The 26,987-nt window shown below is 68.0% G+C and carries 25 protein-coding genes; 7 read left to right on the plus strand and 18 right to left on the minus strand.

Annotated features, from left to right (window positions below; genetic code table 11):
* Positions 1-7: 7 nt before the first annotated feature.
* The 3 genes from glmM to rplM form a co-directional block, all read right to left on the minus strand.
* Positions 8-1,366, minus strand: a complete 1,359-nt coding sequence (gene glmM, locus ACTWQO_RS19185; protein ID WP_443238568.1) for a phosphoglucosamine mutase — start codon at positions 1,364-1,366, stop codon at positions 8-10.
* 220 nt (positions 1,367-1,586) lie between these two features.
* On the minus strand, positions 1,587-2,108 hold the full coding sequence (gene rpsI, locus ACTWQO_RS19190; protein WP_155058631.1) for a 30S ribosomal protein S9: 522 nt from the start codon (positions 2,106-2,108) through the stop codon (positions 1,587-1,589).
* Between the two features lie 42 nt (positions 2,109-2,150).
* Positions 2,151-2,594, minus strand: a complete 444-nt coding sequence (gene rplM / locus ACTWQO_RS19195; protein ID WP_030046395.1) for a 50S ribosomal protein L13 — start codon at positions 2,592-2,594, stop codon at positions 2,151-2,153.
* A 293-nt stretch (positions 2,595-2,887) separates the two neighbouring features.
* On the opposite strand from rplM, the gene ACTWQO_RS19200 reads away from it, so the two are divergent.
* Positions 2,888-3,778: a hypothetical protein gene (locus tag ACTWQO_RS19200; RefSeq protein ID WP_443238569.1), complete on the plus strand. Its 891-nt coding sequence runs from the start codon at positions 2,888-2,890 to the stop codon at positions 3,776-3,778.
* Between the two features lie 79 nt (positions 3,779-3,857).
* Here ACTWQO_RS19200 and ACTWQO_RS19205 read toward each other — a convergent pair whose 3' ends face one another.
* From ACTWQO_RS19205 to ACTWQO_RS19225, 5 genes are all read right to left on the minus strand, one after another.
* Positions 3,858-4,937: a C40 family peptidase gene (locus tag ACTWQO_RS19205; protein WP_443238570.1), complete on the minus strand. Its 1,080-nt coding sequence runs from the start codon at positions 4,935-4,937 to the stop codon at positions 3,858-3,860.
* 17 nt (positions 4,938-4,954) lie between these two features.
* Positions 4,955-5,437 carry a poly-gamma-glutamate biosynthesis protein PgsC/CapC gene (locus tag ACTWQO_RS19210; RefSeq protein ID WP_019753111.1) on the minus strand — a complete coding sequence of 161 codons (483 nt, stop codon included), beginning with the start codon at positions 5,435-5,437 and terminating at the stop codon, positions 4,955-4,957.
* A gap of 75 nt (positions 5,438-5,512) precedes the next feature.
* Positions 5,513-7,126, minus strand: a complete 1,614-nt coding sequence (gene pgsB, locus ACTWQO_RS19215) for a poly-gamma-glutamate synthase PgsB (RefSeq protein WP_443238571.1) — start codon at positions 7,124-7,126, stop codon at positions 5,513-5,515.
* Between the two features lie 6 nt (positions 7,127-7,132).
* On the minus strand, positions 7,133-9,391 hold the full coding sequence (locus ACTWQO_RS19220) for a HAMP domain-containing protein (protein ID WP_443238572.1): 2,259 nt from the start codon (positions 9,389-9,391) through the stop codon (positions 7,133-7,135).
* Between the two features lie 210 nt (positions 9,392-9,601).
* Positions 9,602-10,804, minus strand: a complete 1,203-nt coding sequence (locus tag ACTWQO_RS19225; protein WP_443238573.1) for a CapA family protein — start codon at positions 10,802-10,804, stop codon at positions 9,602-9,604.
* 180 nt (positions 10,805-10,984) lie between these two features.
* Here ACTWQO_RS19225 and ACTWQO_RS19230 point away from each other — a divergent pair, with 180 nt between their 5' ends.
* From ACTWQO_RS19230 to ACTWQO_RS19255, 6 genes are all read left to right on the plus strand, one after another.
* Positions 10,985-11,797, plus strand: a complete 813-nt coding sequence (locus ACTWQO_RS19230) for a hypothetical protein (protein ID WP_443238574.1) — start codon at positions 10,985-10,987, stop codon at positions 11,795-11,797.
* Positions 11,798-12,011: 214 nt separating this feature from the next.
* Complete coding sequence (locus tag ACTWQO_RS19235) at positions 12,012-13,352, plus strand: glycoside hydrolase family 26 protein (RefSeq protein WP_443238630.1); 1,341 nt, start codon at positions 12,012-12,014, stop codon at positions 13,350-13,352.
* Between the two features lie 256 nt (positions 13,353-13,608).
* Positions 13,609-15,060, plus strand: a complete 1,452-nt coding sequence (locus tag ACTWQO_RS19240; protein WP_443238575.1) for a glycosyltransferase family 2 protein — start codon at positions 13,609-13,611, stop codon at positions 15,058-15,060.
* Between the two features lie 21 nt (positions 15,061-15,081).
* Entirely contained in the window at positions 15,082-16,308 is a 1,227-nt protein-coding gene (locus ACTWQO_RS19245) for a glycoside hydrolase family 113 (protein ID WP_443238576.1), read from the plus strand.
* Positions 16,309-16,323: 15 nt separating this feature from the next.
* Complete coding sequence (locus ACTWQO_RS19250; protein ID WP_443238577.1) at positions 16,324-17,421, plus strand: sugar phosphate nucleotidyltransferase; 1,098 nt, start codon at positions 16,324-16,326, stop codon at positions 17,419-17,421.
* A gap of 60 nt (positions 17,422-17,481) precedes the next feature.
* Entirely contained in the window at positions 17,482-19,485 is a 2,004-nt protein-coding gene (locus tag ACTWQO_RS19255) for an acyltransferase family protein (RefSeq protein WP_443238578.1), read from the plus strand.
* 6 nt (positions 19,486-19,491) lie between these two features.
* Here ACTWQO_RS19255 and truA read toward each other — a convergent pair whose 3' ends face one another.
* The 10 genes from truA to secY all read right to left on the minus strand — a co-directional run bounded on the left by truA (position 19,492) and on the right by secY (position 26,915).
* Complete coding sequence (gene truA / locus ACTWQO_RS19260; RefSeq protein ID WP_443238579.1) at positions 19,492-20,352, minus strand: tRNA pseudouridine(38-40) synthase TruA; 861 nt, start codon at positions 20,350-20,352, stop codon at positions 19,492-19,494.
* Between the two features lie 141 nt (positions 20,353-20,493).
* On the minus strand, positions 20,494-21,003 hold the full coding sequence (gene rplQ / locus ACTWQO_RS19265) for a 50S ribosomal protein L17 (protein ID WP_443238580.1): 510 nt from the start codon (positions 21,001-21,003) through the stop codon (positions 20,494-20,496).
* 117 nt (positions 21,004-21,120) lie between these two features.
* Positions 21,121-22,143 (minus strand): DNA-directed RNA polymerase subunit alpha, encoded by a 1,023-nt coding sequence (locus tag ACTWQO_RS19270; protein ID WP_003966937.1) that lies wholly within the window; start codon positions 22,141-22,143, stop codon positions 21,121-21,123.
* A gap of 152 nt (positions 22,144-22,295) precedes the next feature.
* Positions 22,296-22,700, minus strand: a complete 405-nt coding sequence (gene rpsK / locus ACTWQO_RS19275; RefSeq protein ID WP_003956432.1) for a 30S ribosomal protein S11 — start codon at positions 22,698-22,700, stop codon at positions 22,296-22,298.
* 69 nt (positions 22,701-22,769) lie between these two features.
* Entirely contained in the window at positions 22,770-23,150 is a 381-nt protein-coding gene (gene rpsM, locus ACTWQO_RS19280) for a 30S ribosomal protein S13 (protein WP_037680379.1), read from the minus strand.
* A gap of 191 nt (positions 23,151-23,341) precedes the next feature.
* On the minus strand, positions 23,342-23,455 hold the full coding sequence (gene rpmJ / locus ACTWQO_RS19285; protein ID WP_003998809.1) for a 50S ribosomal protein L36: 114 nt from the start codon (positions 23,453-23,455) through the stop codon (positions 23,342-23,344).
* A gap of 58 nt (positions 23,456-23,513) precedes the next feature.
* The gene (infA, locus tag ACTWQO_RS19290; RefSeq protein ID WP_003948620.1) at positions 23,514-23,735 is read right to left on the minus strand and encodes a translation initiation factor IF-1; all 222 of its coding nucleotides are present in this window, start codon (positions 23,733-23,735) and stop codon (positions 23,514-23,516) included.
* A gap of 233 nt (positions 23,736-23,968) precedes the next feature.
* Positions 23,969-24,805, minus strand: coding sequence for a type I methionyl aminopeptidase (gene map / locus ACTWQO_RS19295; protein WP_443238581.1), 837 nt, complete (start codon positions 24,803-24,805; stop codon positions 23,969-23,971).
* A 134-nt stretch (positions 24,806-24,939) separates the two neighbouring features.
* Positions 24,940-25,602 carry an adenylate kinase gene (locus ACTWQO_RS19300; RefSeq protein WP_443238582.1) on the minus strand — a complete coding sequence of 221 codons (663 nt, stop codon included), beginning with the start codon at positions 25,600-25,602 and terminating at the stop codon, positions 24,940-24,942.
* On the minus strand, positions 25,602-26,915 hold the full coding sequence (gene secY, locus ACTWQO_RS19305) for a preprotein translocase subunit SecY (protein ID WP_328358836.1): 1,314 nt from the start codon (positions 26,913-26,915) through the stop codon (positions 25,602-25,604). Before secY ends, ACTWQO_RS19300 begins: the two co-directional genes overlap by 1 nt.
* Positions 26,916-26,987 lie beyond the last annotated feature (72 nt).

Genomic DNA, 26,987 nt, shown 5'->3' on the forward strand with positions numbered 1-26,987 from the left:
AGCCGTACTACCCGAGCGCCGACTTCACCGCATCGGCCAGCCGCCCGGCCACAGACCGAGCCTGCTCAATATCCGCCGCCTCCACCATCACCCGAACCAACGGCTCGGTACCGGACGGCCGAAGCAACACCCGCCCAGTCGCCCCCAGTTCCCGCTCCGCCTCAGCAACGGCAACAGCAAGCTCGGCCGAGTTCCCGACACGGGCCCTGTCGACATCCGGCACATTGATGAGCACCTGAGGCAACCGCTCCATGACAGAAGCAAGATCCCGCAGCGTACGACCGCTCTCCGCGACCCGCGCCGCCAACAACAGCCCGGTCAACGTCCCGTCACCGGTCGTCGCGTGATCGAGGATGATGACGTGCCCGGACTGCTCGCCACCGAGGGCGTAGTCGTGCTCCTTCATCTCCTCCAGCACATACCGGTCACCGACGGCAGTCTGAATGAGCGTCAACCCCTCACGCTCCATGGCCAGTTTGAAGCCGAGGTTGGACATCACCGTCGCCACCACCGTCTCGGCACGCAGCGCGGAGCGTTCTCGCATCGCCAGCGCGAGTACGGCCAGGATCTGGTCGCCGTCCACCTCCGCACCGGTGTGGTCGACGGCGAGACAGCGGTCGGCGTCACCGTCGTGCGCGATACCGAGATGCGCGCCGTGCTCGACGACGGCGGCCTTCAGCAGGCCCAGATGCGTGGAGCCGCAACCGTCGTTGATGTTGAGCCCGTCCGGCTCGGCACCGATCGTGATGACCTCCGCGCCGGCCCGCGAGAACACCTCCGGCGAGACCCGAGCCGCGGCGCCGTGCGCCTCGTCGAGGACGATCTTCAGCCCGTCGAGACGGTTCGGGAGTACGGAGAGGAGATGGGCGACGTACTGCTCGAACCCTTCGTCATACGTCCGCACCCGCCCGACACCCGAACCCGTGGGCCGGTTCCACGGAGCCCCCGTCCGGTGCTCCTCGTAGACCGACTCGATACGGTCCTCCAGCTCGTCGGCGAGCTTGTGGCCGCCGCGGGCGAAGAACTTGATGCCGTTGTCGGGCATGGCGTTGTGGCTGGCGGAGAGCATCACGCCGAGGTCCGCGCCGAGCGCGCCGGTGAGATGGGCGACCGCGGGCGTCGGCAGCACACCGACGCGCAGGACGTCCACACCCGCGCTGGCCAGGCCCGCGACCACGGCGGCCTCCAGGAACTCCCCGGACGCGCGCGGGTCACGGCCGACCACGGCGGTCGGCCGGTGCCCCGCGAACGTGCCCGCCTCGGCCAGTACGTGCGCCGCGGCGACGGAGAGGCCGAGTGCCAACTCGGCCGTCAGATCCGCGTTGGCGACACCGCGCACGCCGTCCGTGCCGAAGAGTCGTCCCACTTGTCCTCCATACGTTCACAGTTCCCGGAAGGGGCTCGAATCTCGAAGATCCTCGAAGCCCTCTAAGAATCTGATGAAAGCTCTGTTTGGAAAGCATCCGATCACGCCAGCCTTTGAGCGTCTTGTGCCGTTATACGCCTCTGGCTGTGATAAACGAACGCCCCGACGGCACTGTGGCGTGCCGCCGGGGCGTTCGGGGTACGAACAGACGCCGTCGTGATTAGCGCTTGCTGTACTGCGGAGCCTTACGGGCCTTCTTCAGACCGGCCTTCTTGCGCTCGACCGCACGGTCGTCGCGGCGGAGGAAGCCGGCCTTCTTGAGGGCGCCGCGGTTGTTGTCCACGTCGGCCTCGTTCAGCGCGCGGGCCACACCGAGGCGCAGGGCGCCGGCCTGGCCGGAGACGCCGCCACCCGCGATGCGGGCGATGACGTCGTAGCGACCCTCGAGCTCGAGGACCTTGAACGGCTCGTTGACTTCCTGCTGGTGCACCTTGTTCGGGAAGTAGTCCTCGAGGGTGCGACCGTTGATCTTCCACTTGCCGGTGCCCGGGACGATCCGGACGCGGGCGATGGCGTTCTTGCGGCGGCCCAGGCCGGCGGCCGGCTGGGGGTCGCCGAAGCGGGACGCCAGCGACTCCGAGGTGTACTCGCCCTCGACGGGGACCTCGGACTCGGTGGTGTAGCTCTCGATGTCGACGATCTCTTCGCCCTCGACGGGCGTCTCGACGGTGGTCTCGGCCACGATTCTCCTCAGATTCTCTTCAGTCTTAGGGGGTGGCCGGACTTACTGCGCGACCTGGGTGATCTCGTACGGCTGCGGCTGCTGCGCGCCGTGCGGGTGCTGGTCACCCTTGTAGACCTTCAGCTTCGAGAGCATCTGACGGCCCAGAGTGTTCTTGGGGAGCATGCCCTTGACGGCCTTCTCGATGGCCTTCTCGGGGTTCTTGTCGAGCAGCTCGTCGTAACGGACGGAGCGCAGACCACCCGGGTAGCCGGAGTGGCGGTACGCCATCTTCTGGGTCCGCTTGTTGCCGGACAGGTGCACCTTGTCGGCGTTGATGATGATGACAAAGTCACCGGTGTCGACGTGGGGCGCGTAGATCGGCTTGTGCTTGCCGCGCAGGATGGACGCCGCAGTGGAGGCCAGACGACCCAGGACGACGTCCTGGGCGTCGATGACGTGCCACTGGCGCGTGACATCGCCGGGCTTGGGGCTGTACGTACGCACGGTTCGTAGCCTTCGCTTCTTCAGTGAATGGTCCTGACAAGGTCACCGAAGACGATCACGACAGCCCTGACCGCACTGCGGTGACGCAAACCGCGTGCTGGTCGCTGGTCATCGGCCCGGTGGACCGGTGTAAGGGCCCCTCACGTGAGAATGAGCAAGCCAATACACATAACGAACTGCAAGAGTACCTGCGGCGCCCCGGACGGGTCAAAACGACCTCGGGCCCGCTGATGCCGCAGTGACCTGTGAGACGGGCCGACACACGGGTTGCCGCCCCGTCTAAGATGCGGCCCATGAGCTTTGGGCAGGGGGGTCCTCAGTCCCAGTGGGACCCCTGGAAACCGAATTCGCAGCAGCAGCCGTGGAGCAGCGGCGACGGCGAGACTCCGGACTGGGCCGCTCTCGCCGAGGCGTCGGAGACCCGCAACAAGCGCCGCCGACTGCTGCTCGTCGGCGGCGGCGCGCTTGCCACCGTCGCGATAGGTGCCGCCGTCGCCGTGGCCGTGGTGTCGGCGAACGGTGACAGCGAGGCGTCCGGCAACGGGTCCTCCCAGCTGCCGTCGACCGCGGACATCCCGAGCGCGTCCGGCGCCGCCGACCCGTCCTTCGCGCCGACCAGCGCGCCGCCGCCGCTGGACCCGAAGGACTTCGTGGCCAGCGTGAAGAAGGACAAGGCTCCGCTCAGCCCGGAGATCCTCTTCCCGGGCACGCAGCTGACCATGGGCGAGACCCTGTACAAGAAGGGCCCGACGGCCGACACGAAGAACTGCGCCTCGGCCGCCAACCCGCAGGGCACCCTCGGCAAGGTCCTCAAGGCCAACGACTGCACCCGCTTCCTGCGCGTCACCTACACCAGGAGCGGCATCGCGGTGACGGTCGGCGTGGCCGTCTTCAACACCGAGGCACAGGCGACGAAGACCAAGGGACAGGCCGACGACAAGAGCGTCGTCGCGTCCCTGTCCGGCGGCGGCGTCAAGCCCTTCTGCAATGGCCCCACCTGCCGCACGACCACCAACTCCTACGGCCGTTACGCCTACTTCACCGTCGCCGGCTTCATCAACGGCAAGGACGTGACGGACAAGAGCACGGAGGTCTTCAGCACCGGCGACGACCTCCAGGAGTTCACGTTCCGGCAGATCCGCCGGCGCGGCGAGGCCCAGGCGTCGGCGGCGGCGAACGAGTAGCGCCAGCCGGCGCATGACGGCGGCCGACGATCAGTCGGCCGCCACCCTCGGGCTCACCCGCGCTTCGGGAGCAGTGGGCTCACAGGCGCTTGGCGCTGCGCAACGTCTTGGCGTAGTACCCGTTGCCGTCCAGCCGGGAGACACCGCCCACGTCACCGATCGTCGGCCCGTTGACCTCCTCACGGCTGGAGACGAAGATCAGGTGCCCCTCGGTGTCATGTCCGAGGACCATGCCTACATGGTCGAGTCGCTGGCCGGTGCGGGTGTCGAGCTTGAAGAAGACGAGGTCGCCCGGCTGGAGCTGGTCGATGGCGGAGGGCCGGTCCTGCGCCGAGATCCCGGCGAGCGGCAGGATGTCGACGCCCTCCTTGGAGCGGGCCATGCCGTTGGCGGTGCGGGGCAGTCCGTCGCCGGAGGTGTCCGAGGACATCAGGGGGTACCGGGCCCGGTAGCCCAGCACCATGCGGATGAAGCCCGAGCAGTCGAGGGACCTGGCCCGTATGCTCTCGGGCTGCCCGACGGCGCCGTCCCGGAAGGGGTACTGCACCCCGAGGTAGTCGTAGAAGTCGGACTCCTCCAGGCGCAGGTCGCCGCCCTCGGCCCCGGCCGTGTTCAGCGGACCGAAGTTCGCGTCACCGGCGTAGACGGTGCCCTCCTCGTCCTTCTTCTCCGGCGTGCCGGCCACGTACTGGAAGGCGAAGGCGAAGAGGTCGTCCTCCTTGCTGTCCTTGTACTCGGCGTACCAGTCCTTGAACCACTTCTTCTGCTCCGCCCCCCTGGACCAGGGCTCCGGCATCAGCCGTACCCACTCCGTCGTGCTGACCTTCGACGCGGTCGAGGTCGGCTCCTGGAAGGTGCGGGCCGGGCCGGTCAGGGTCGCGGTGCGCGCGCCGTCCGTGAACACGGCCTTGATCTGGCCGTCGCCCCCGCGCAGCACGGACCGCGCCGGATTCTCCAGCCGCGACCAGGTCTCCTTGCCGGTGTCCGTCGCGGCGGCCCCGGTGCTGCGGCCGCCCTCCAGGACCCCGACGTTGCGCACCTCGGTGACGCCCGCCTCCTCCTGACTCCGCAGTTCGACCGTGAGGTAGCCGGAGGCGCCGACGAGCGCCAGCAGCACCAGGCCCGTGACGACGGGCCGCGACTTCTTCTTCCCTGCCATCAATAGCTCCTCGGTTCTCAGACGGTCGGCATGACGCCGAGCAGCAGGCCGGCGGCGACGACGATGTAGGCCATGAGGGAGACGGTGCCCGTGGCCAGCAGGGTGGCTCCCTTGGGCTGGCGCACCATCTGGTAGGCGATCAGGCCCGGCACGATGAAGCCGAGGGTCTGGTTGCCGTACAGCAGCGGGAACTCGATCGAGAGCACGATCATCACCGTGGCCTGCAACAGCACACCCAGCAGCACCACGGCGGCGAACAGCCGCTTGCCGTACAGGATCACCAGCCGCTGCATGATCTTGGTGCCGCCGTAGGTCAGGGCGGTGACGCCCACCACCATGGCGGCGCGCTGCAGATCCTCGATGAGGGTGAGCGCGAGCCAGCCAGGTGTGATCATGCCCCCGGGCGACAAGTTGGTCGTGAGATAGCAGAGCAGCGAGAAGAACAGGCCTATGGCGATGCCCAGGGCAGCCATCTCGGGAGTCAGGGCAGCGGTGGTCAACGGGATCTCCGGACGAGGGGTGCGGGTTCAGGGGCGGAGCGGGCACACGAGGGGCGCCGCGCGCGGGGACGGGTGTCAGGCGCGCGGCGGGTGTCCACCTCCGTCGTCGTCCGTCGACGGCCGCGCGGTGCGGAACCACGCCGACACCGCCGCCTGCCCGGCGTCGGGCGGCAGCTGCGCCGGAGCCTGCGGCAGGTCGTGGCCGTGCTGCTGGGGCTCGGCGTACTGCTGCGGCTGGGCGTACTGCGGGGCCCCTTGGTAGTGCCGGTTCTCGCCGTACGACTGCTGCCCTGTCCCGTGTCCCCCGCCGGCCGCGGCTGCCGCATACGCCCCCGGCGTCTCGACGTACCGCCCCGCCGGCGCCGGGATGCTGATCACCGGGATCTCCTGGGTCTGCGAGGCCTGGTACCGCTCCTCGTAGGCCGTGGGGTACGAGGCGTACGGGTCCAGGCGCTGCGGCTGGTGCGGTGCGGCGGCGGCCGACTGCCCCGGCTCGTCGGCGTCGCTCTCGTCCGCCGGGAGCTCGGCCAGGAATTCGAGGAGCTCCTCGCCCTGTCCGTGGATGTTGCCGATGGCGACCAGGGAGGAGCCGTCGGACATCCGGCCGAGCAGGGTCGGCATGAACTCGTCCGCCGCGCGGCGCTCGCCGCCGAGGTCGACCGCGCGGTCGCGCCAGTCGGCGGGGATGGCGTCGATGGCGCTCTTGGAGGGATGCCCGATGGCGAAGACGTTGTCCGGCCGCAGGTCGGGGACGATCTCGCCCATCTGTCCGTTGCGCTCCACCCGGTCCGGGCGGCAGTTGATCACGACGTTCAGGGGGCGGCGGATCGCGCCGAGGTCGAGCAGCTGGTTGATGTTCATCAGCGTGGACTCGGGGTCGTTCGCCGCGAAGACGTTGGCGAAGGCGAGCCGCTTGCCGTCGGGGGCGACGTACTTCTCCACCGAGAGGACACCCGGGTCCGGCGGGGCGTCGTACATGCCCTGCAACGCGACCTTGCGCTCGACGCCGAGCAGCTCCGCCACGACCAGCGCGATGGCCACGTTCTCCTTGAAGGTGAACCAGCTGAAGCCGCGCAGCTCCTCGTCGGTGACCGTGTCCGGGTCGGCGTAGATCAGCTTGCAGTTACGGGCGTCCGCCTCCTCCTGGAGGATGTGGAAGCGCTCCTTCTCCGCGGTGACGCAGATGCCGTCCTCCGGCATCGAGCGGCACAGCGAGCGCGCCACGTCGTCCAGGGTGGGCCCCATCTCGGCGAGATGGTCCTCACGGACGTTGCACAGCACGCCGATCGTCGAGCGGATCAGCTTGCTCTGGTTGACCTCCTGCAGCGCCGGCATGACCGCCATGCACTCGATGACGAGGGCGTCGGGACGGTAGGTGGCGGCCCGGCGGACGATGCCGATCTGCTCCACCACGTTGGCGATGCCGAACTTGCGGTAGACCGGCTCCTCCGTGGCGTCCGGGTGGATGAAGCGCGCCGCGGTGCCCGTCGTCTTGGCCACGGTGACCAGGTCACCGCCGCGCAGGGCGCCCGCGCACAGCCGGGTGATGGAGGACTTGCCGCGGATGCCGTTGACCAGCACCCGGGAGGGGATGGTGTGCAGCGCGGCGTAGTGCCTGCGCTGCTCGATGATGCCCGCGATCAGCAGGAACACCCCGCCGATCAGCAGCACGAAGTAGAGGTACAGCACAGCCGGTCACCTTCCTCCGGCGCCGAGCCGGGGCTCGGCACTCCGACGCGCCTGGTTCTGCCTGCGGGCCTGCAACTGCTGGCGGACCAGTTCGAGGCTGCGGACGACGGCCCCCACCTCGTCGTGGTAGCGGGGGTAGAGCACGGTCTTGAGGTCGCCGTCGGCCAGCTTCTCGGCGCTGCTCGCCAGCGCGCGCAGCGGCCGGACCACGACCAGGTGGATCCAGCCCAGGCAGACCACGATCAGCGCGAGCCCGAGCATCCCGGCGAGCACGCTGCGGTCCTCGCGTTCGTACGGGGCGATCTCGAAGTGCTTGGCGTTCTGCCAACTGACCACGGTCCAGCCGATGTCGGCGGCCACGCCGCCGCCGGAGAAGGGCGCCGCGGCGGCGACGGTGACCGAGCGCCCCTCGCGGATCAGCAGGCCGTTCTCCACCGGGCCCGCGCCCACTCTGACGCCGCCCGCCCGCACGAGGTCGGTGAGCGATTCGCGCGGCAGGCTCTCGAAGGCCAGGAAGCCGTCGCTGGCGGCGAGGGTCCTGGCCTTGGTGTCGACCACGCGGACCTCGCCGAGACCGGGCCGGTTCAGCAGCGAGTTCAGGAACTCCACGCGTACCTCGCCGACCAGGGTCATGCCCTTGTGGTCCGGTACGGCGGCCCCGGCCTGGATCACCGGCTTCTTGCCGCCCTCGCCCGACACGCGGACCAGCGAGTCGTCCCCCTCGTCCTCCTCTTCCTCACTCCAGGCGGAGGCGGGCTCCGCGCCGGCGCGGGCGACGACCTCGCCGTCCTCGTCGACGACGTACACGGAGCCGTAGCGCGTGTGCTTGCGCAGGGCGTCGTCGAGCACACCCGTGGTGGCGTCGGGGTCGTCCGCGTCGATCAGCCGGGAGATGGAGACGAGGTCGGCCTGGGCCTCGTTGAGGGCCCGGCGGACGCGGTCGGCGACCAGGTCGGTGCGGTCGCGCTGGTCGTTGACCATGGTGCTCGGCACACTCACCGACGCGTCCGTGCGGTTGAGCAGCAGACCGACCGGCACGCACCACAGCAACAGCAGGGCGGCGGTCAGCGCCAGTGGAACCCGCAGTCCGAGCCGGCCCCTACGGCCGACGCCGGGGGCCGGCTCCGCCTTCCCATCGGACAGCTGCACGCGCAGCCGCTCCAGGGCGCCGCCGACGCGGGCGGTCTCGCCCCAGCGGGGCACGGCCACGGGACGGGTCAGATCGCCGCGGGCCAGCCGGCGGGACTCCAGGAAGAGCCCGAGGAGGGGCCGCTGCACGGCCATCCACAGCAGGGCCGCCGCCACCAGCCCGAAGACCACCAGGACGCCGGCCGCCACCAGCCCGTACAGCTCGCGCTCCTGCCCGACGGCCTGCTCCTGCACCACGGGCAGCATGGCCACGACGGTCAGACCGAGGCCCGCGCCGACGCTCTGGCGCTGCTCGGGGTCGGCGGAGGCGAGGGAGGCGTATCCGGCGGTCGCGATACGGCCGTTGTATGAGTTGCCCAGCAGGGTTCCGCTGACGCCCGGGTAGCCGCGGGAGCCGGGCTCCCTCGCGCTGACGGGGTCCTGCTCGCTCTCCTTGGCCGCCTGATCGGACAGCCGGGTCATCTGCTTCTGCAGGAAGGAGAGTTCGCTGCGCTCCGCGTCCGAGTTGAGCGCCTCGGCCCGCTCGAAGCCGGCCGTGGCGAGGACCTCGCCGCCCCGGGCCACGACCGCCATCGAGCGGAACGGGCCCAGGTTGATGGCGGGCACGGAGAGGCTGTTGGAGGCGATCAGCAGCTGCTGCGGACGGTCCTTCCAGTCGAGGAGGGCCATGGTCATCAGCCGCACGTCACCGGTCTTCAGCCGGACCATGCGGGGGGTGAGGGCGTTCTCGCCGGTCAGGACGTCCTTGTCCAGCCAGGCGAGCGGAATCGTTTCACCCCTCGCGGCGAGCACCTTGCCGCTCTCCAGGTCCAGCACGGTGGTACCGGTCCACTTCTGGTACGTCCTGCTCAGGTCCGACAGCACCCGCTCCGGGTCCGCCGGCTCCCCCGCGTTCAGCGCGGTCGCCGTGCGGTTCAGGTCGGTGACCCGCTCGTCGATCGACGCGCGTAGGGCGATGGCGCCGTCCTGCGCGAAGTGCTGCTGGGAACTCAGCACCGCCTTCGGCACGACCGGCTCACCGGCGGGGCCCAGCACCTTGGCGGTCAGCCCGGCCAGGGCGAGGATCAGCAGGCACAGCAGCGCGATCGGCGGTCGTATACCGCCCAGGAGCGGCATGTCCGCGCGTCTGCGCAAACGCCGCCGGCCGCCCCGTCCTGGGCGTGGCGCGCTTTGGGTCGAAATCACCGGTGGTTTCCTTCGCCTCTTCACTACTCAGGCGCTCGCAGGAGCCACCGCTGACGCGGACATGAGACGCCGTCACTTTAAAAGACGGTTAAAACACGCCGGGGTTGGGTTTCGGCGGGCAACCGCTGCCTGTGTTGCTCATCACGTCCCCAGCGGGAGCTGCTCCAGACCGTCGCCACCTGGGGCGCCCCGGTTGTAGAGGAAGCCGCGGGTGCGGTCGGCGGCCAGCCGGTAGCGGGCGAGCCGGTCCTCGGACAGGTCTCCGGGACTGTCGAGCAGCTGCTGCACGTCCACCACGCGGTGGTCCTCGACCGCTCCTTCGGGCGCCTTCTCCCCGGCCTCCACCTCCGGCGGGACGTCGACCAGCGTGGTCCGGTAGCGGGCGTCGACGTCCCAGCCGTCGGTCGTCTCCGTGAACTCGAACCAGCCGATCGCGCCCTCCTCGGTGAGGCCGGTCGGCGAGGAGTGGCGGGCCACCTGGTTGCCGAGGCTGTAGGCGACCCAGGTGCCGTTGAGCTTCTGGATGGGCTGCACCACGTGGGAGTGGTGACCGATCACCAGGTCGATCCCGGTCTCCTTGGTGATCCGCTCCGCCAGCTCCAGTTGCGGGACGCTCGGTTCGTTGTAGTGCTCCAGGCCCCAGTGGACCGAGAGGATCACCACCTCGGCGCCCTGCTTGCGGGCCCGGGCCTCGGCCTCCTTGATGGGGGCGATACCGATCCGGTTGAGGGCCCAACGCTCCTTCTCGGGCGTGGGGTTGAGGAAGGACTCCCAGGAGAACGAGAGATGGGCGACCTTGACGCCGTTGACGTCCCGGATATTGATCTGCTCTGCTTCCTCGGGCGTACGCGCGGACCCGGTGTGGCCGAGACCCACCTTGTCCATCGTGTCCAGGCTGCGCTTCACGGCCTTCAGGCCGTGGTCGTAGGTGTGGTTGGAGGCCGTGGAGCAGGTGTCGTAACCCACGTCCTTGAGAGTCGTGAGGATCTGCGGGGGAACGAGGAACTCCGGGTACCCCTCGAAGGGGCCCTTGGGCGTGCCGACCGGAGTCTCCATGTGACAGATGGCCAGATCGGCCTTGCTGATGACCGGCTTCACCCCGGCCATGAGCGGTCCGAAGTCCAGCCCGGCCTGCCCCTCATCGGTCTTCTCGGCGTCCTTGGCCGCTTGTTCGACCAGCTCGGGGTGGATGAGCACATCACCCGCGGCGGCGACGGTGAACGAGCGCCCGCCCGGCTTCACCTGCGCCCCGGACGGCTCGGCGGTACAGGCGGCGACGAGGCCGCCCAGAGCCCCCAGAATCGCCAGCGAGCGACCTATACGGAGAGACTTACGAAATGTCACCGCGACATACTCACACGTGCCTCGCAACACAACTGGGCAACACAACTGGTCTCTCTCGTCACAAGGCAGTCACGTTTTGCTCGCATTTTTGCCCAAACGGTTTTGATTCTGGCCGTGGCCGGTTGTAACACAACATCACCCGAAGGTACGGAGCGTTCGGTTCCGCAGGCCCGGGAACTCGTGGACCTCCGCAGCCGGATCCTCACGTACACGGCCGGCTTCGAGCCCGACGACCCGTACACACCGCCCGGCGACGACGAGCGTGAGCAACTCGCGCACGGTGTCGGCCGCCTCATGGACGGCGACGCGGCAGAGGCGGAGCACCTGCTCACCCCCCTCGGCCTCGGCGTCACCCGCCTCACCGACACCGAATCCGGCCGCCGTTACGACGAGATCGCCGCCCTGCGACCGAACGGCGAGGCCGCGCGCTGGGGCCGCCTCTACCTGACCGCGGACTCCGCGGTGCGCTGGAACGTACAGGTGCCGCACCCGGTCTCCGACCGCGGCACCGAGGCACTCGGCGTCCGGCTGCTGGAGGGCACCCCCTCGGGCGCCCTCGTCGTGGCCGGCGCCCACCGCCGCGCCGGCCGCGCGGACGCCGCGGATGTCGCCCACCGCGAGGACAGCGCCTTCCACGCCATCGTCGTCGAGCTCCAGAAGCGCGGGGTGCCCGGCCTCCAACTCCACGGCTTCGCCGAGACGTCCGAGCGCCCCTACGAGGCCATCGTCTCCGGCGGCGCGGCGCAGAGCACGTCCGGCGAGGCCTCGGCGCTGGCCGACCGACTGGAGGCGGACGGTCTGCGCGTCTGCCGCGGCTGGTCGGCACGCTGCCCGCTGGAGGGCACGTCGAACGTCCAGGGCAGGTCCGCGGAGCGCCGGCACGCCACGTTCCTGCACGTGGAACTGGCCCCCGACGCCCGGGACGACGGCCCCGACGCCGACGAAACCGCGGACGCCCTCGGCGACCTCTTGAGGGCCTGGTCGCAGGACTGAGGCGCAGCAGTAACCGGCTCCCGACACAAAAGCGGGCCCGCTCCTGGCAAGAACGGCGCCACCAACGCCCTGAAGGGGCGCGGGGAACTGCGCGACAAGCCACAACGAACCCGCACCGCCAATGACCCAGCACCCCCCACCCCGCCCGCCGGCCCTTCCCGCACCAGGGGACAATCACCCCACGTCATGTCGGGGAGGGGGCGGGGCCGTGCGGATGCGAGGCCGGATCGGGCTGCTCGGGGCCGCGGCAGGTGCCGCGGTGCTGGCCCCGCTGGCAGTGTGGGCCTGGCCCGACCAGGAGGACGGCGAGACCGGACCCCGGCCGGTGCCGACCGATCTGCGGGACCGTGACCCGAAGGCCACCCCCGAGGCACGCCGGGTGTACGCGATGCTCGCGAACCTGGAGAACACCGCCCGCCGCGGCTGGCCGAGCCGCACGGTGATCGGCCAGCACGTGGAGCTGCACAACGAGCGGTACAACGCCCAGTACGGCGACTACCGGGGTACCAAGCAGCCGGGCTACTACTACCGCAAGGCCCGCGACATCACCGGCCGCCTGCCCGGCTTCGTGGAGCTGGACCTCGGCCCCGGCTACGGCCAGCCCGGCTGGGCGGTGGGCCGGTCCCGCTCCTACTCCGGCGACTGGCCGGGCTGCCGCCGCCACTGGGGGTATGTCGAGGACGCCGTGGACCTCGCCGCGGGGGTGTGGGCGGGGCTGCCCAGGGCGGCCGACGGCTCGTACCGCCCTTCGGGCACGCACCGGGAGTGCGCGACCGGAGCCGAGGTGTCCCTGCCGCACAACGGCGGCGCCTCGGCGGGCCTGGTCGGTTTCTCCTTCCACCAGCCCTACCCGGGCAGCCCCGTCAAGGGCTTCCCGCAGACCCTGCACCGCAACTCGCCCGCAGCGCAGGACCCTCGCTGGTTCGCCCGGGTGCTGAGCCGGGGCACCTCCGAGCACCGGGCCCTGCTGCGGGACCTCGCCTATCTCGCGGATCACCTGGGCTACCTCGCCGACCAGGGCGTACCCGTGCTGCTGCGGCCGTATCACGAGATGAACGCCGCACCGGGTCGTGGCTTCTGGTGGTCCGGGCAGGACCCGGCGGCCTTCCGCAAGCTGTGGCATGTCACATACGACTACCTCGTCCACCGCCGCGGCCTGCACAACCTGATCTTCGTCTGGGCCCCGAACGCCTGGAACAGCTCCGGCCGCGAGCCCGGGCCCTACTACCCCGGCGGGCGCTACGTCGACATCGTCGGCGTCGACGACTACAGCGACACCCCGGCCGAACCGTTCGGCGGCGGCGCCTGGACCGGGGTGTGGTACCGCGGCCTGGAGAAGTACCGCAGGCCCCGGATCGTCTCCGAGTCCTTCCATGTCCCGCTCAACGCCGCACAGCCCAAGACCCTGGTCAGGACGCCGTGGGTGCTGTGGACGGTGTGGGGGCAGGCGCTGTCGTACGACAACGTCTCCGAGCCGCGGAAGAAGAACACCACAGACGACGTGAAACGGACGTACCACTCCTCCCGTGTGATCACGGCGCAAGACTTCGCTTGATTAACTTTTAAGCACATCTTCCTCACAACGATTCCATGCCCCGGGCACGTATGCGAGGATCGTGCTCCTGTTCGGCCAATGGTTCTGGACGCCTGGGGGGGCATCTGAGCGGCGATTGACCGATTTTTACGCCAGCAGGGCGTTGAGGGGTGGGGATCCCGTAGGGAAGGTGCCGTGGTGCGCTCTGTCGCGCCGCGGCCGAGATCTGTCGCTGCCTCAACGCACCACCGATCTCACGGGGAGTTCCGCAGTCGTCATGGCATCGACACTGGTCGACGGGGGTGTGCCGCATTCACGGCACAATCAGAAACTGGCCAAGCGCACAGCTGCTTGGCGGCCCGGGATTTTGCCGTTCCTCATCCCGCTGATAGGGCTGCTCGCCTTCAGTCTCTGGTCGTACACACCCTCCGACTCACCGCTGGCCTGGCTGATCACCATCGCCTGGGCCCTGCCCGTTCCGGGTGTACTCGTGTCCATTCAGGGCTTCATCCTGATCCGCCGCCGGGCCCGCAAGGCGCATCTGATGACCCCGCCCGCCCTGGTGGAGCAGGATTTCCTGATCACGCTCGTGCCCACCATCGGCCGGCACGACACCTACCCGGCGCTGGAACGTTCCGTCCTGTCCTATGTGGAACACCTCCCCGAGTGGTTCCCGTACATGCGGGTGGACGTCCTCACCGAGGAGGGCTGCGAGGCCGCCGAGCGGATCGACGCACTGGCGGCAACCAGCCCCCTCATCCGCGTGGTCACGGTCCCGAAGGCCTACGAGACCCAGAACGGCACCCGGTTCAAGGCCCGCGCCAACAACTACGCCCACGAGCTGCGTATCGAGGAGGGCGAGGCGCTGGAGAACGTCTGGGTGCTGCACATGGACGACGACACCGGCGTCGGCCCGGACACGGCGGCGTCCCTCGCCCAGTTCATCAACCGCCAGCGGCGCGCGACCCCCGAAGAGGTCAAGCACATGGCGCAGGGCATCCTGACCTACCCCCGCGAGAACGCGGTCAGCATGTTCACCTGGTTCGCCGACGCCATCCGCCCGGCGGACGACATCGCGCGGTTCCGCGCCTTCACGGGACTCGGCACACCGGCCGCCGGCGTGCACGGCGAACTCCTCGTCATCCGCGCCTCCATCGAGGCCGAGATCGGCTGGGACTTCGGCCCCAAGGAGATCGTCGAGGACGCCCGGCTGGCCCTGACCTTCTGCCGTATCTACCCGGGCCGCAGCGACTGGTTCAACGGCCGCTGCTACGGCGCCTCGCCGGCCAACTCCAAGGACTTCATCAAGCAGCGCGAGCGCTGGGCCTGGGGCCTGGTCGCCCTCTGCTTCAACCGCAAGGTGCCGCTGCGTTACCGATGGTTCCTGACCATCTGCGTGACGAGCTGGATCCTCGGCCCGCTGCAGCACGTCGGCACGGTGCTCTTCCTCGCCTGGTTCATCGGCGACATGAACACCTCGCCCGTGACCCAGTCGGTCGTCGTGCTGTGGTCGATCAGCTTCGCCTATGTGATCTGGGCGTACTGGGAAGGGCTGCGGCTCAACGCGATCGCCTCCGCGAACGGCAGGCGCAAGTGGTGGGAGCCCTTCGCGGTGATCCTCATGCTCCCCCTCTTCTCCCTCATCGAAGGGATCGGCGGCATCAAGGGCCTGTGGAAGTTCATCCGCCGCGAGGAGAACAAGTTCGTCGTCATCGCCAAGCCCGCCTGACCCGGAAGAGACCGACACCTCATGAAGCGCGCCCGCTTGCCTCTGCTTGCCGTGCTGCCCGTATCCGTCATCTCCTTCGTGATCGCGGTCCCCTTCGTCGCCGGTGACCACCCGCTGCGCTGGGAGTCCGGTTCACTGCTGCCCGACGTCGTGCTGAAGGGCGAGGACGCCGGAAAGCCGAAGACCCCCTCGGACGGCACCGCCGGGGATACGTCGACCCCGGCCACGGCGCAGATCGCCAAGGTGGACAAGAAGTGGAAGGAGGGCATGCCACAGTGGGGCGTCCAGCTCTACTGGGAGGACAACCCCAAGCACGCCCTGGACTACGTCGAGAAGCAGGCGAAGCTGCACTCCGACTATCTCGTCGGCCTGCACGCCAACTCCGTCAGCGTGAGCTTCCCCTTCTTCACCGGCGACCTCGACTCCACGAAGATCAGCGGGGGCGGCAAGACGCCCACCGCCGAGCGGCTCGCCCGCGTCCTGCAGATCTTCCACGAGGCCGGGCTGCGTACGACCGTACGGCCGCTGATGGACGAGACGTCCCTCGATGTGGACAACGGCGGCTGGCGCGGCAAAATCGACCCGGCCGACCGCGACGCCTGGTTCGCCTCGTACAAGAAGTTCCTGACGCCGTACCTGAAGGCGGCGGACCGTGAGCAGGCGGCGACCTTCGTCATCGGCACCGAGCTGAACTCCATGGAGGGCGACACCCGCTGGGACGCCCTGGTCTCCTCCGCCGAGAAGGCCTTCTCCGGCGAGGTCGCCTACGACGCCAACTGGGACAACTACGTCTCCGGCCGCATCAACATGCCGGTCAGCCACCTCGGCGTCGACGCCTACTTCCCGGTGAAGGTCGCGGACACCGCGCCCGTCGAGACGCTGGTCGAGGGCTGGAACGACTGGCTGGACAAGAAGGCCACCGGCCCGCTGCCCAACATCACCATCGCCGAGGCCGGCATCGGCGCGATGAAGGGCGCCTACAAGGCGCCCGGCGACTTCTACACCAAGCGCGCCGTCAACCCCGAGGTGCAGGCCAACTGGTACGAGGCCGTCTGCCAGGTCGTCCAGAAACGGCAGATGAGCGGCGTCTATTGGTGGTCGATCTACTTCGACGACGACCCGAACTCCAAGCCCGACGACAAGGTCGCCTCCCGGCTCGACTTCGCCGGACGCCCCCTGACCGAGAAGGCCATCAAGTCCTGCTTCACCTCTGACTACGCAGGCCCCGGTACCGACACCGCCAGCTGACCGAGCGAGGCCATCATGCAAGAAGCCATCATTTTGGTGGGCGGCAAGGGCACCCGCCTGCGCCCCCTGACGAACCACACCCCGAAGCCGCTGCTCAACGTCGCCGGCTCGTCCTTCATCCGGCACCAGATAGCCAAGCTGATGGACGCGGGCGTCGAGCACGTGGTGTTCGCCACCTCGTATCTCGCCAGCCTCTTCGAGGAGGAGTTCAAGGACTTCTCCCAGGAGTTGCGGATCTCCTACGCCGTCGAGAGCGTCCCGCTCGGCACGGGCGGCGCCATCCGCAACGCGGCCCGCCTGCTGCGCGGACCGGCGGACGCCCCTGTCCTGATCCTCAACGGCGACATCCTGTCCGGCCTCGACCTGCGGGACGTCCTGGAGCAGCACGAGGCGCGGGACGCGGACGTGACCCTGTATCTCACCCGCGTCTCGGACCCGCGCGCCTTCGGCCTCGTACCCACCGACGAGTCCGGAAGGGTCCTGTCCTTCCTCGAGAAGCCCAAGACCCAGGAGGAGTGCGTCACCGACCAGATCAACGCCGGCTGCTACGTCTTCCGCCGCTCCGTGCTGGACGCCATCCCTGCCGACCGCGAGGTCTCGGTCGAGCAGGAGACCTTCCCGCAGCTCGTCGCCCAGGGGCGGCGCGTCTACGGCCACACCACCGACGACTACTGGCGTGATCTCGGCACACCGCTGGCCTTCGTCCACGGCTCGGCCGACCTGATCACCGGCAGGGCGACGTCTCCCCTGGTGGAGCGGCCGGCCGAGGCCCTGATCCATCCCACAGCCACCGTCGACCCGACCGCCCGTATCACCGGCGGCTCGACCATCGGCGCGCACGCCGTCATCGGCGCACACGTGGTCGTCGACCGCTCGATCATCGGCGGGAACGTCACCGTGGCCGACGGCGCCCAGATCCACGAGTCCGTGGTGGACCACGACTCCTCGATCGGCAGCGAATCGTTCCTTCGCGAGGTCGTGGTGGGCTGCCATGCGCACGTCGGCGCCCAGAACGAACTGCCCGCCCAGCTGCGGCTGTCGTGCGGCATCCGCATTCCCGCCCAGGGGGTGCGCGTCAGCGGTACGGCTGTCGCCTGCCCGACGGTCCACTGAAGTCGCCGGCCCAGCCCGGACAGTTACTGGAGAACCGTGACCCGCCATCGTTCAACGGCCGTGCAGACAGAGCGTCTTCGCAAGTACCGGCCGGACATTCAGGGCCTGCGCGCCGTGGCCATCATGATGGTGGTCAGCATGCACGTCGGCATACTCGACATCCACGGCGGCGTGGACGTCAGCTTCGTCCTCAGCGGCTTCCTCATCGGCAGCCAGCTCCTCGCCGAGATCGACAAGACCGGCAAGGTGTCACTGAGCAAGTTCTGGGCGCGTCGTATGCGCCGACTCGCCCCCGGCATGGCCGTCGTCATCCTCGCTACGGCGGCCCTTGCCTGGGTCTACGGCAGCCCGCTCAGGTTCCGTGACTACATGGAGGACGGTCTCGCCTCCGCGCTGAGCGTCATGAACTGGCGGCTCGTCGAGACGGGCACCGACTACTTCGCCAACGACGGGACCCAGTCTCCGTACCAGCACTTCTGGTCGCTGGGCATCGAGGAGCAGTTCTACGTCGCCGCGCCGATCGTCCTGTTCGTCACGGCCTGGCTCAGCCGCGCCCTCTTCCGCAACCGCGTCCTGGTGGGACTGTTCCTCACGGCCGTGGTGGGCGGGTCACTGTATCTGTCCATCCAGCAGACCGCGTCGAATCAGCCCCTCGCCTACTTCGGCACCCACACCCGCATCTGGGAACTCGCCTTCGGCATCCTGCTCGCCCTCGGGGCCCCGCTTCTCTCCCGCATGAACCACGGGCTGGCGGCGCTCATCTCCTGGGCCGGGCTCGCCATCGCGATCGGCACCGCGCTCCTCATCACCCCGGAGACCCCGCTGCCGGGATACGCGGTGGCCGGCCCCGTCCTGGGCGCTTCCATGATCATCGCCGGCGGATGCGCCGCTCCCCGCCTCGGCGCGGAATGGCTGCTGAACAACCCGGTGTTCAACTCTGTCGCCAACGTCAGCTACGGCTGGTACCTCTGGCACTGGCCGATCCTCATCCTCTGGCCGGACTTCACCGGCCACGAGCTCTCCTACTCGGACCGTTTCCGCGTCGCCTCGCTGTCGCTGATCCTGGCCTACGCCATGTACTACATGGTCGAGGCCCGCTTCCGGAACAATCCCCAACTGGTGGCCCGCCCCTGGAAGGGCATCTTCGCCGGCGGCACGGCCGTCGCGGGCACCGCCGCTGCCGCGGCCTTCGCCATGACCGCGCTCCCGCTGAACCTCTCGACCACGGCCGTCGCAGCGGATGGAAAGGTCGGCTATTCCGGCCCGGATTCGGTGCAGAAGTCCGTGCTCCAGACGAAACTCTCCAACGTCGCGCAGAGCGCTCTGCCCAAGTCTCTCGACGACAAGACCCACTACGGCTGCATCGACAACACCGATGTCACCGAGTTCGTCATGCGCGACAACTGCGTCATCGGAGACCCGGAAGGGAAGACGTCGATCGTCGTCATCGGCGACTCCCACGCCTGGCAGTGGGGCGACGCCTTCCATGAGATCGGGCAGAAGCTCAACGCGAGGATCATCACCATGGCGAAGGGCGGCTGCTCCCCCGAGGTCTACTCCATCAAGAACCCCGAGCTGAACCGCGAGTACTCCGAGTGCGACAGCTGGCGGGAATCGGCCTTCGAAGAGCTCGAGAAGGTCAAGCCCGATGTCATCGTCGTCACCAACCGCGTCCGCCGCGAGGCGCGAGAGGCGGGCGCCGAAAAGGCCTTCCAGGTCTTCGAGGACACCGGCGCCAAGCTGGTCTACCTCACCGACAGCCCTCAGCCCGGCAGGAACGTACCGGACTGTCTTGCCACCCACACCGACGACATCTCGGCCTGCAATCCCGCACAGGACCAGGCCATCGAGTACCCCGAATACCGGGAGATGGAGCAGCAGGTGGCCAAGCGCCACGGCGCCGAGATCATCGACACCCTGCCCGCGTTCTGTGCGAGCAACGTGTGCCCGACGGTGATCGCCGACCAGATCGTCTACTTCGACTCCAGCCACATCACGGCCGGCTACGCGAAATCGCTGGTTCCCTATCTCCAGCCGACCCTGAAAGAGGCCCTGGCCGGCTGACCCCCGCTACCCGCAGCACCCCGCCGACGGCAACGTCCGCTTGTTCCGCGCCTCCTTGTTCCGCGCGGCCAGCAACTCGTCGGCGGGGTAACCGACTTCCTCCAACGTCAGCCCATGGGGCCGTACGACATGCACGGCGGAGTCACGCACCCCGGCGGCAAGCACCTTCCCCGGCCAGTCCGGCCCCCGATGCCCGTCCCCCACGAACAACAGCGCCCCGATCAACGACCGCACCATGTTGTGGCAGAACGCATCGGCCCGCACGGTCGCCGTGACGATCCCGTCCTCACCCCGCACCAGGCTCAGCTCCTGCAGCGTGCGAATGGTCGTCGCCCCTTCCCGCTTCTTGCAGTAGGCGGCGAAGTCATGCTCCCCCAGCAGCCCTTGAGCCGCCTCGTTCATGGCATCGACGTCGAGCGGCCAGTCATGCCACAGCACATGACTCCGCAACAACGGATCAACACCCCCCGGATTGTCGGTGACGCGATACGCATACCGCCGCCAGACAGCCGAGAACCGCGCGTTGAACCCGGCCGGCGCCTCCCTCAGCGCCCACACCCGCACATCCTTCGGCAACCGCCCGGCAAGCCGCTTCAGCAACTTCTCGTGATGCTCCCCCCAGACCTCCCGAGGCAGATCAACATGCGCGACCTGCCCCCGCGCATGCACCCCGGCATCAGTCCGCCCGGCCACGGTCAGCTCGTACGTCGTCCCGCCGGACCGCGTGACGGTCCGCAGGGCATCCTCGATCTCCCCCTGCACGGTCCGCCGCCCACCGGCCTGCTTGGCCCAGCCGGAGAACTCGGTCCCGTCGTAGGACAGGTCAAGTCGCACTCGCACGAACCCGGGCGCTGCGTCATCACTCACGTACAGATCCTCTCAGCAACACAAGAACGGGCCCGCTCCTCGAAAGGAACGGGCCCGCAATCGCCCCAAAGGGGCGCGGGGAACTGCGCGACAAGCCACGACGACGCCGCAGCCGCACGACGACAGCCACCCCGCAGACGCTTACGCGTCCTTGGCCTCCTCGGCGGGAACCTCGTCGGCCTTGGTCACGTCAACCTTGGTCTCCTCGGCCTTGGTCTCAACCGCAACCTCGGCGTCCTTGGCGGCACGCTTGGTCGCAGCCTCGGCCTCACCCGTCGCCTCCTGCGCAACCGTCAGCGCCTCGACCAGCTCGATGACAGCCATGGGCGCGTTGTCGCCACGACGGTTACCGATCTTGGTGATACGGGTGTAACCACCCGGACGGTTCTCGTACCGCGGGCCGATCTCGGTGAAGAGCGTGTGGACAACGCTCTTGTCCGTGATGACCTGGAGCACCTGACGGCGGTTGTGAAGGTCGCCCTTCTTCGCCTTGGTGACCAGACGCTCGGCGTACGGCCGCAGACGGCGGGCCTTCGCCTCGGTGGTGGTGATACGGCCGTGCTCGAACAGCGCCTTCGCGAGGTTCGCGAGAAGCAGCTTCTCGTGCGCGGCACTGCCGCCCAGACGGGCACCCTTGGCGGGCTTCGGCATGATCTTTCTCCTAGGTGTCTGCCCCGGCCGTATCAGGTACCGGGGTCAGTATCCGAGCAGACGGTCGTCTGTCGGAGATCCGGGGTCCGCTGACGCGAACCCCGGAGGTGGAACCGATCAGTACTGCTCGGTCTCCACAAAGCCCGCATCCGCGTCGTCGTCCGCGCCGAACGCGTCCGCCGCAGCAGTCGGGTCGAATCCGGGCGGGCTGTCCTTGAGCGCCAGGCCCATGCCCGCCAGCTTCGCCTTGACCTCGTCGATGGACTTCGCACCGAAGTTACGAATGTCGAGGAGGTCGGCCTCGGAGCGCGCGACCAGCTCACCCACGGAGTGGATGCCCTCACGCTTGAGGCAGTTGTACGACCGAACGGTGAGCTCCAGCTCCTCGATCGGCAGCGCCAGATCGGCGGCAAGGGCGGCGTCCGTCGGGGACGGACCCATGTCGATGCCCTCGGCGTCGATGTTCAGCTCACGCGCCAGACCGAACAGCTCGACCAGCGTCTTACCGGCGGAGGCCATGGCGTCACGCGGACGCATCGCCTGCTTGGTCTCGACGTCGACGATCAGCTTGTCGAAGTCGGTGCGCTGCTCGACACGCGTGGCCTCGACCTTGTACGTGACCTTCAGAACCGGCGAGTAGATCGAGTCGACCGGAATACGCCCGATCTCCTGACCGACCTGCTTGTTCTGCACGGCGGAGACATAACCACGGCCACGCTCGACCGTGAGCTCCATCTCCAGCTTGCCCTTGCCGTTGAGCGTGGCGAGGACGAGGTCGGGGTTGTGCACCTCGACACCGGCCGGGGGCGCGATGTCGGCGGCGGTGACCAGACCCGGACCCTGCTTGCGCAGGTACATCACGACCGGCTCGTCGTGCTCACTGCTCACGACCAGCTGCTTGATGTTGAGGATCAGGTCGGTGACGTCCTCCTTGACGCCCGGCACGGTGGTGAACTCGTGCAGGACACCGTCGATACGGATGCTGGTGACAGCCGCACCGGGAATCGACGACAGGAGAGTCCGACGCAGGGAGTTGCCGAGGGTGTAACCGAAGCCCGGCTCCAGCGGCTCGATCACGAACCGGGAGCGGAATTCGTCGACGACCTCTTCGGTCAACGAGGGACGCTGAGCGATCAGCATGTGTGGATCAGATCCTTCTTTCGTGGACGCCCGCTATTTGACGTCCGACGGAACCGCCCCCGGCAAAAGGGACGGGTACTGCAAGGGTACGGGCGATACCGCCCCGAAGAGCCGTACCGCCCGAAACCAAGCCTGCGTGAAGCAGCCGTACGTCAGACGCGACGGCGCTTCGGCGGACGGCAGCCGTTGTGCGGGGTCGGGGTGACGTCCTGGATGGAGCCGACCTCGAGACCGGTCGCCTGGAGCGAACGGATGGCGGTCTCACGACCGGAACCCGGGCCCTTGACGAACACGTCGACCTTGCGCATGCCGTGCTCCTGGGCGCGGCGGGCAGCCGACTCGGCGGCCATCTGCGCGGCGAACGGCGTGGACTTCCGGGAGCCCTTGAAGCCGACGTGGCCGGCGGAGGCCCAGGAGATCACGTTGCCGGACGGGTCCGTGATGGAGACGATCGTGTTGTTGAACGTGCTCTTGATGTGCGCGTGGCCGTGAGCGACGTTCTTCTTTTCCTTGCGGCGCACCTTCTTGGCAGCGCCCTGACGACCCTTGGGGGGCATCTATAACTCCTACGGGGAGGTGGTCGGTCCTACAGCGAAGACCGCTGATGAAGCGTTGTCCGCTGCGGACTACTTCTTGCCCGGCTTCTTCTTACCGGCGATGGCGCGACGCGGGCCCTTGCGGGTACGAGCGTTCGTGCTGGTGCGCTGACCGCGGACGGGCAGGCCACGACGGTGACGGAGACCCTGGTAGCAGCCGATCTCCACCTTGCGGCGAATGTCGGCCTGGATCTCACGACGGAGGTCACCCTCGGTCTTGATGTTGTTGTCCACGTACTCGCGGATCGCGACGAGCTGCTCCTCGGAGAGGTCGCGAACACGGGTGTTCGGGTCGATGCCCGTCTCCGCCAGCGTCAGCTGCGAAAGGGTCCGGCCGATGCCGAACACGTAGGTCAGGGCGACTTCCACACGCTTTTCGCGCGGGATGTCGACACCGGAAACGCGTGCCATTCAATGGCTCCAGTTGTCGTTCGGAGGTCTGACGCGGAACCGATTCCCAGCCGCCGTACGAGGTACGAACTGGGTCCCCAGCCTCCGACCGGGGGTGTCAGGCCTGATGAGTCTCAGCCCTGGATTCCGCGTATGAACATGTACTGCTTGCGTCGCGCGAAGTTCTGCGGATGCAGAGAGTCGGTCGTGCGTCAGCCCTGGCGCTGCTTGTGGCGCGGGTTCTCGCAGATGACCATGACCCGACCGTGACGGCGGATCACCCTGCACTTGTCGCAGATCTTCTTGACGCTCGGCTTGACCTTCATTAGGTGAGGTTCTCCGGGTCAGTGCCACCACCCCGGCGAGCCGGGGCACAGGCAAGATCTACTTGTAGCGGTAGACGATCCGGCCACGCGTCAGGTCGTACGGAGACAACTCCACCACGACCCGGTCGTCAGGGAGGATGCGGATGTAGTGCATACGCATCTTGCCGCTGATATGTGCCAGGACCTGGTGGCCGTTCTGGAGCTCGACCTTGAACATGGCGTTCGGAAGAGACTCGACGACAGTGCCCTCGATCTCGATGGCACCTTGCTTCTTGGCCACGCTTCGCCCTTCGAATCGACTACCTTGATCGACCCTCGTGCGAGCGCATGCAGACATGCGGGTACACAAGAGCCGACGAGTCAGTCTACGTCAGCGCACCCGGAAAGACGAATCCAGGGAGCCTGCCCCAACAGGCAGATCATTAAGCGCCCCGAAGGGGCACGGGGAACTGCGCGACAAGCCCCCACGGGCCGCAGCCGCCGATCAACCGGACAACCCTCCCCGGCAGGCGCTCAGACCAACGGGTCCGGCGCAGCAACGACCCCGTACTCCGCCAACTTCGCCTTACCCCCGTCGGGAGACGTAAGCACCAACGGCCCCTGCTCAGTCAACGCAACCGAATGCTCCCAGTGGGACGACCACGTACCGTCCGTCGTGACAACCGTCCAGTCATCCGCGAGAACCTCGGTCTTCGGCGTACCCAGCGACACCATCGGCTCGATCGCGAGGCAGAACCCGGGCACCAGCTTCGGCCCCTTGCCACGCCGCTTCTCGACATAGTTCAGCAGATGCGGATCCATGTGCATCTCCGTGCCGATGCCATGACCGCCGTAGTCCTCGATGATCCCGTAGCGCCCGCCCCCGGGCTTCGGCTGGCGGCGGATGTACGTCTCGATGGCACGGGAGACGTCGACGAGGCGATTCCCCTGCTTCATCGCCGCGATGCCCGCCCACATCGACTCCTCCGTCACCCGGGACAGCTCGATCAGCTCCGGAGCGTGACCGGAGCCCACGAAGACGGTGTAGGCCGCGTCGCCGTGCCAGCCGTCGATGATCGCGCCGGCGTCGACGGAGATGATGTCGCCGTCCTTGAGGACGACCTCGTCGGACGGGATGCCGTGGACCACGACCTCGTTCACGGAGGTACAGATGGTGGCCGGGAAGCCGCCGTACCCGAGGAAGTTCGACTTGGCCCCGTGCTCCGCGATCACCTTGCGCGCGACCTCGTCCAGGTCCTTGGTGGAGGCACCCGGCACGGCCGCCTCCCGCGTCGCCGCGTGAATGGCGGCAACGACCAGCCCTGCCTCACGCATCTTGGCGATCTGCTCAGGGGACTTGATCTGCACCATGTCGGCGGTGGCCTTTCTGGAACGGGGAGAAATGGGGCTGCTTCCACAACCATACGTGCGCGGCCTGCGTCCGCTCTCACGCAGTAGCCGCGGCCCCCCGACGGGGAACCGCGGCTACGGCAACGTACGAACGACTACTTCTCGTCGCCCTCGCGCTTCAGCGCCTCCAGCGCACGACCGGTGACCTCGTCCACGGGGCCCATCGCGTTGATCGTCACGACCAGGCCCTGCGTCTTGTAGTAGTCGATGATCGGCTCGGTCTGCGTGTGGTAGACCTCGAGCCGCTTGCGGACCGTCTCCTCGGAGTCGTCGTCCCGCTGGTACAGCTCACCGCCGCAGACGTCGCAGACGCCCTCCTTCTTCGGCGCGCTGTACGTCACATGGAAGACGTGCGCGGAGTCCCTGCGGCAGATCCGTCGGCCGGCGATCCGCTTGACGACCTCTTCCTCGGGTGCCTCAAGATCCAGCACCGCGTCCAGCTTGACGTCCTCGGTCTCCAGCACCTCGTCCAGCGCCTCGGCCTGCGAGACATTGCGCGGGAAGCCGTCGAGCAGGAAGCCGTTCTCCGCGTCGGGCTGCTCCATGCGGTCCTTGGCCATCGCGATGGTGACCTCGTCGGGGACCAGGTTGCCGGCGTCCATGTAGGACTTCGCGAGTTTGCCGAGTTCCGTCTGCTGGCTGATGTTCGCGCGGAACAGGTCGCCCGTGGAGATGTGCGGGATGCGCAGCTTCTCGGCAAGGCGCGTGGCCTGCGTACCCTTACCGGCGCCCGGCGGCCCGACGAGGACGATTCGCATCAGCGGAGGAACCCTTCGTAATTGCGCTGCTGGAGCTGGCTCTCGATCTGCTTCACCGTCTCGAGACCGACACCCACGATGATCAGGATGCTGGTGCCACCGAACGGGAAGTTCTGGTTTGCCCCGAAACCAGCCAACGCCATTGTCGGGACGAGAGCGATCAGACCCAGGTACAGCGAACCCGGCCAGGTGATCCGGTTGAGCACGTACGACAGGTACTCAGCGGTCGGCCGGCCAGCCCGGATGCCCGGGATGAAGCCACCATACTTCTTCATGTTGTCGGCTACTTCTTCGGGGTTGAAGGAGATAGCCACGTAGAAGAACGCGAAGAAAACGATGAGCAAGAAGTACAGAGTGATGTAAATCGGATGGTCACCCTTCACCAGGTGTGACTCGATCCACGTTTTCCAGCTGGAGTTTCCGCTCGAGAACTGCGCGATCAGTGCCGGGATGTAGAGCAGTGACGAGGCGAAGATGACGGGAATCACACCCGCCTGGTTCACCTTCAGCGGGATGTACGTGGACGTACCGCCGTAGGACCGGCGGCCGATCATCCGCTTCGCGTACTGCACCGGGATGCGGCGCTGTGCCTGCTCGACGAAGACCACCAGGCCGACCATGAACAGGCCGACGAGGACGACGGTGCCGAACTCGATCCAGCCGTCGGCCAGGGAGCCCTGCGTCTTGATGGCCCACAGCGCGGACGGGAAGGTCGCGGCGATCGAGATGAACATCAGGATCGACATGCCGTTGCCGATGCCGCGGTCGGTGACGAGCTCACCGAGCCACATCACGACGGCCGTACCGGCGGTCATGGTGATGACCATGGTGATGGTCACGAAGATCGACTGGTCCGGAACGATCTCGGAGGCCACGGGGCAGCCCTGGAAGAGCGCGCCGCTGCGGGCGGTGGCGACCAGGCCGGTGCCCTGGAGGACGGCGAGCGCGACCGTCAGATACCGGGTGTACTGCGTGATCTTCGCTGTGCCGGCCGAGCCCTCCTTCTTGAGGGCCTCGAGCCGTGGGATCACCACCGTCAGCAGCTGCAGGATGATGCTCGCCGTGATGTACGGCATGATGCCGAGCGCGAAGATCGTGATCTGCAGCAACGCGCCGCCGCTGAACATGTTGACCAGACCGAACAGGCCCTGGTTGCCCTTGGCCACGTCGATACAGGTCTGGACGTTCTGATAGTCGACACCGGGGATCGGGATATGCGTACCGATCCGGTAGATCACGATGATGCCGAGCGTGAAGAGCAGCTTCTTGCGCAGGTCGGGCGTCTTGAACGCCCGGGCGAACGCGGTGAGCACGGTGCCTCCTGCGACCCCCGCGCTTCTGCGTCAAGGGTGACGGTTGTGAGATTCCGATGGATAACGACATAC

Source organism: Streptomyces sp. 4N124 (assembly GCF_052245395.1).
Classification (GTDB): domain Bacteria; phylum Actinomycetota; class Actinomycetes; order Streptomycetales; family Streptomycetaceae; genus Streptomyces.

Excerpts from the sequence above, each read along its gene's own strand:
- ACTWQO_RS19200 (WP_443238569.1), top strand. The coding sequence starts at position 2,888 with ATGAGCTTTGGGCAGGGGGGTCCTCAGTCCCAGTGGGACCCCTGGAAA.
- ACTWQO_RS19205 (WP_443238570.1), bottom strand. The coding sequence starts at position 4,937 with ATGGCAGGGAAGAAGAAGTCGCGGCCCGTCGTCACGGGCCTGGTGCTG.
- ACTWQO_RS19220 (WP_443238572.1), bottom strand. The coding sequence starts at position 9,391 with ATGCCGCTCCTGGGCGGTATACGACCGCCGATCGCGCTGCTGTGCCTG.
- ACTWQO_RS19235 (WP_443238630.1), top strand. The coding sequence starts at position 12,012 with ATGCGAGGCCGGATCGGGCTGCTCGGGGCCGCGGCAGGTGCCGCGGTG.
- ACTWQO_RS19240 (WP_443238575.1), top strand. The coding sequence starts at position 13,609 with ATGGCATCGACACTGGTCGACGGGGGTGTGCCGCATTCACGGCACAAT.
- ACTWQO_RS19245 (WP_443238576.1), top strand. The coding sequence starts at position 15,082 with ATGAAGCGCGCCCGCTTGCCTCTGCTTGCCGTGCTGCCCGTATCCGTC.
- ACTWQO_RS19250 (WP_443238577.1), top strand. The coding sequence starts at position 16,324 with ATGCAAGAAGCCATCATTTTGGTGGGCGGCAAGGGCACCCGCCTGCGC.
- rplQ (WP_443238580.1), bottom strand. The coding sequence starts at position 21,003 with ATGCCGAAGCCCGCCAAGGGTGCCCGTCTGGGCGGCAGTGCCGCGCAC.
- ACTWQO_RS19270 (WP_003966937.1), bottom strand. The coding sequence starts at position 22,143 with ATGCTGATCGCTCAGCGTCCCTCGTTGACCGAAGAGGTCGTCGACGAA.
- rpsK (WP_003956432.1), bottom strand. The coding sequence starts at position 22,700 with ATGCCCCCCAAGGGTCGTCAGGGCGCTGCCAAGAAGGTGCGCCGCAAG.
- rpsM (WP_037680379.1), bottom strand. The coding sequence starts at position 23,150 with ATGGCACGCGTTTCCGGTGTCGACATCCCGCGCGAAAAGCGTGTGGAA.
- rpmJ (WP_003998809.1), bottom strand. The coding sequence starts at position 23,455 with ATGAAGGTCAAGCCGAGCGTCAAGAAGATCTGCGACAAGTGCAGGGTG.
- map (WP_443238581.1), bottom strand. The coding sequence starts at position 24,805 with ATGGTGCAGATCAAGTCCCCTGAGCAGATCGCCAAGATGCGTGAGGCA.
- ACTWQO_RS19300 (WP_443238582.1), bottom strand. The coding sequence starts at position 25,602 with ATGCGAATCGTCCTCGTCGGGCCGCCGGGCGCCGGTAAGGGTACGCAG.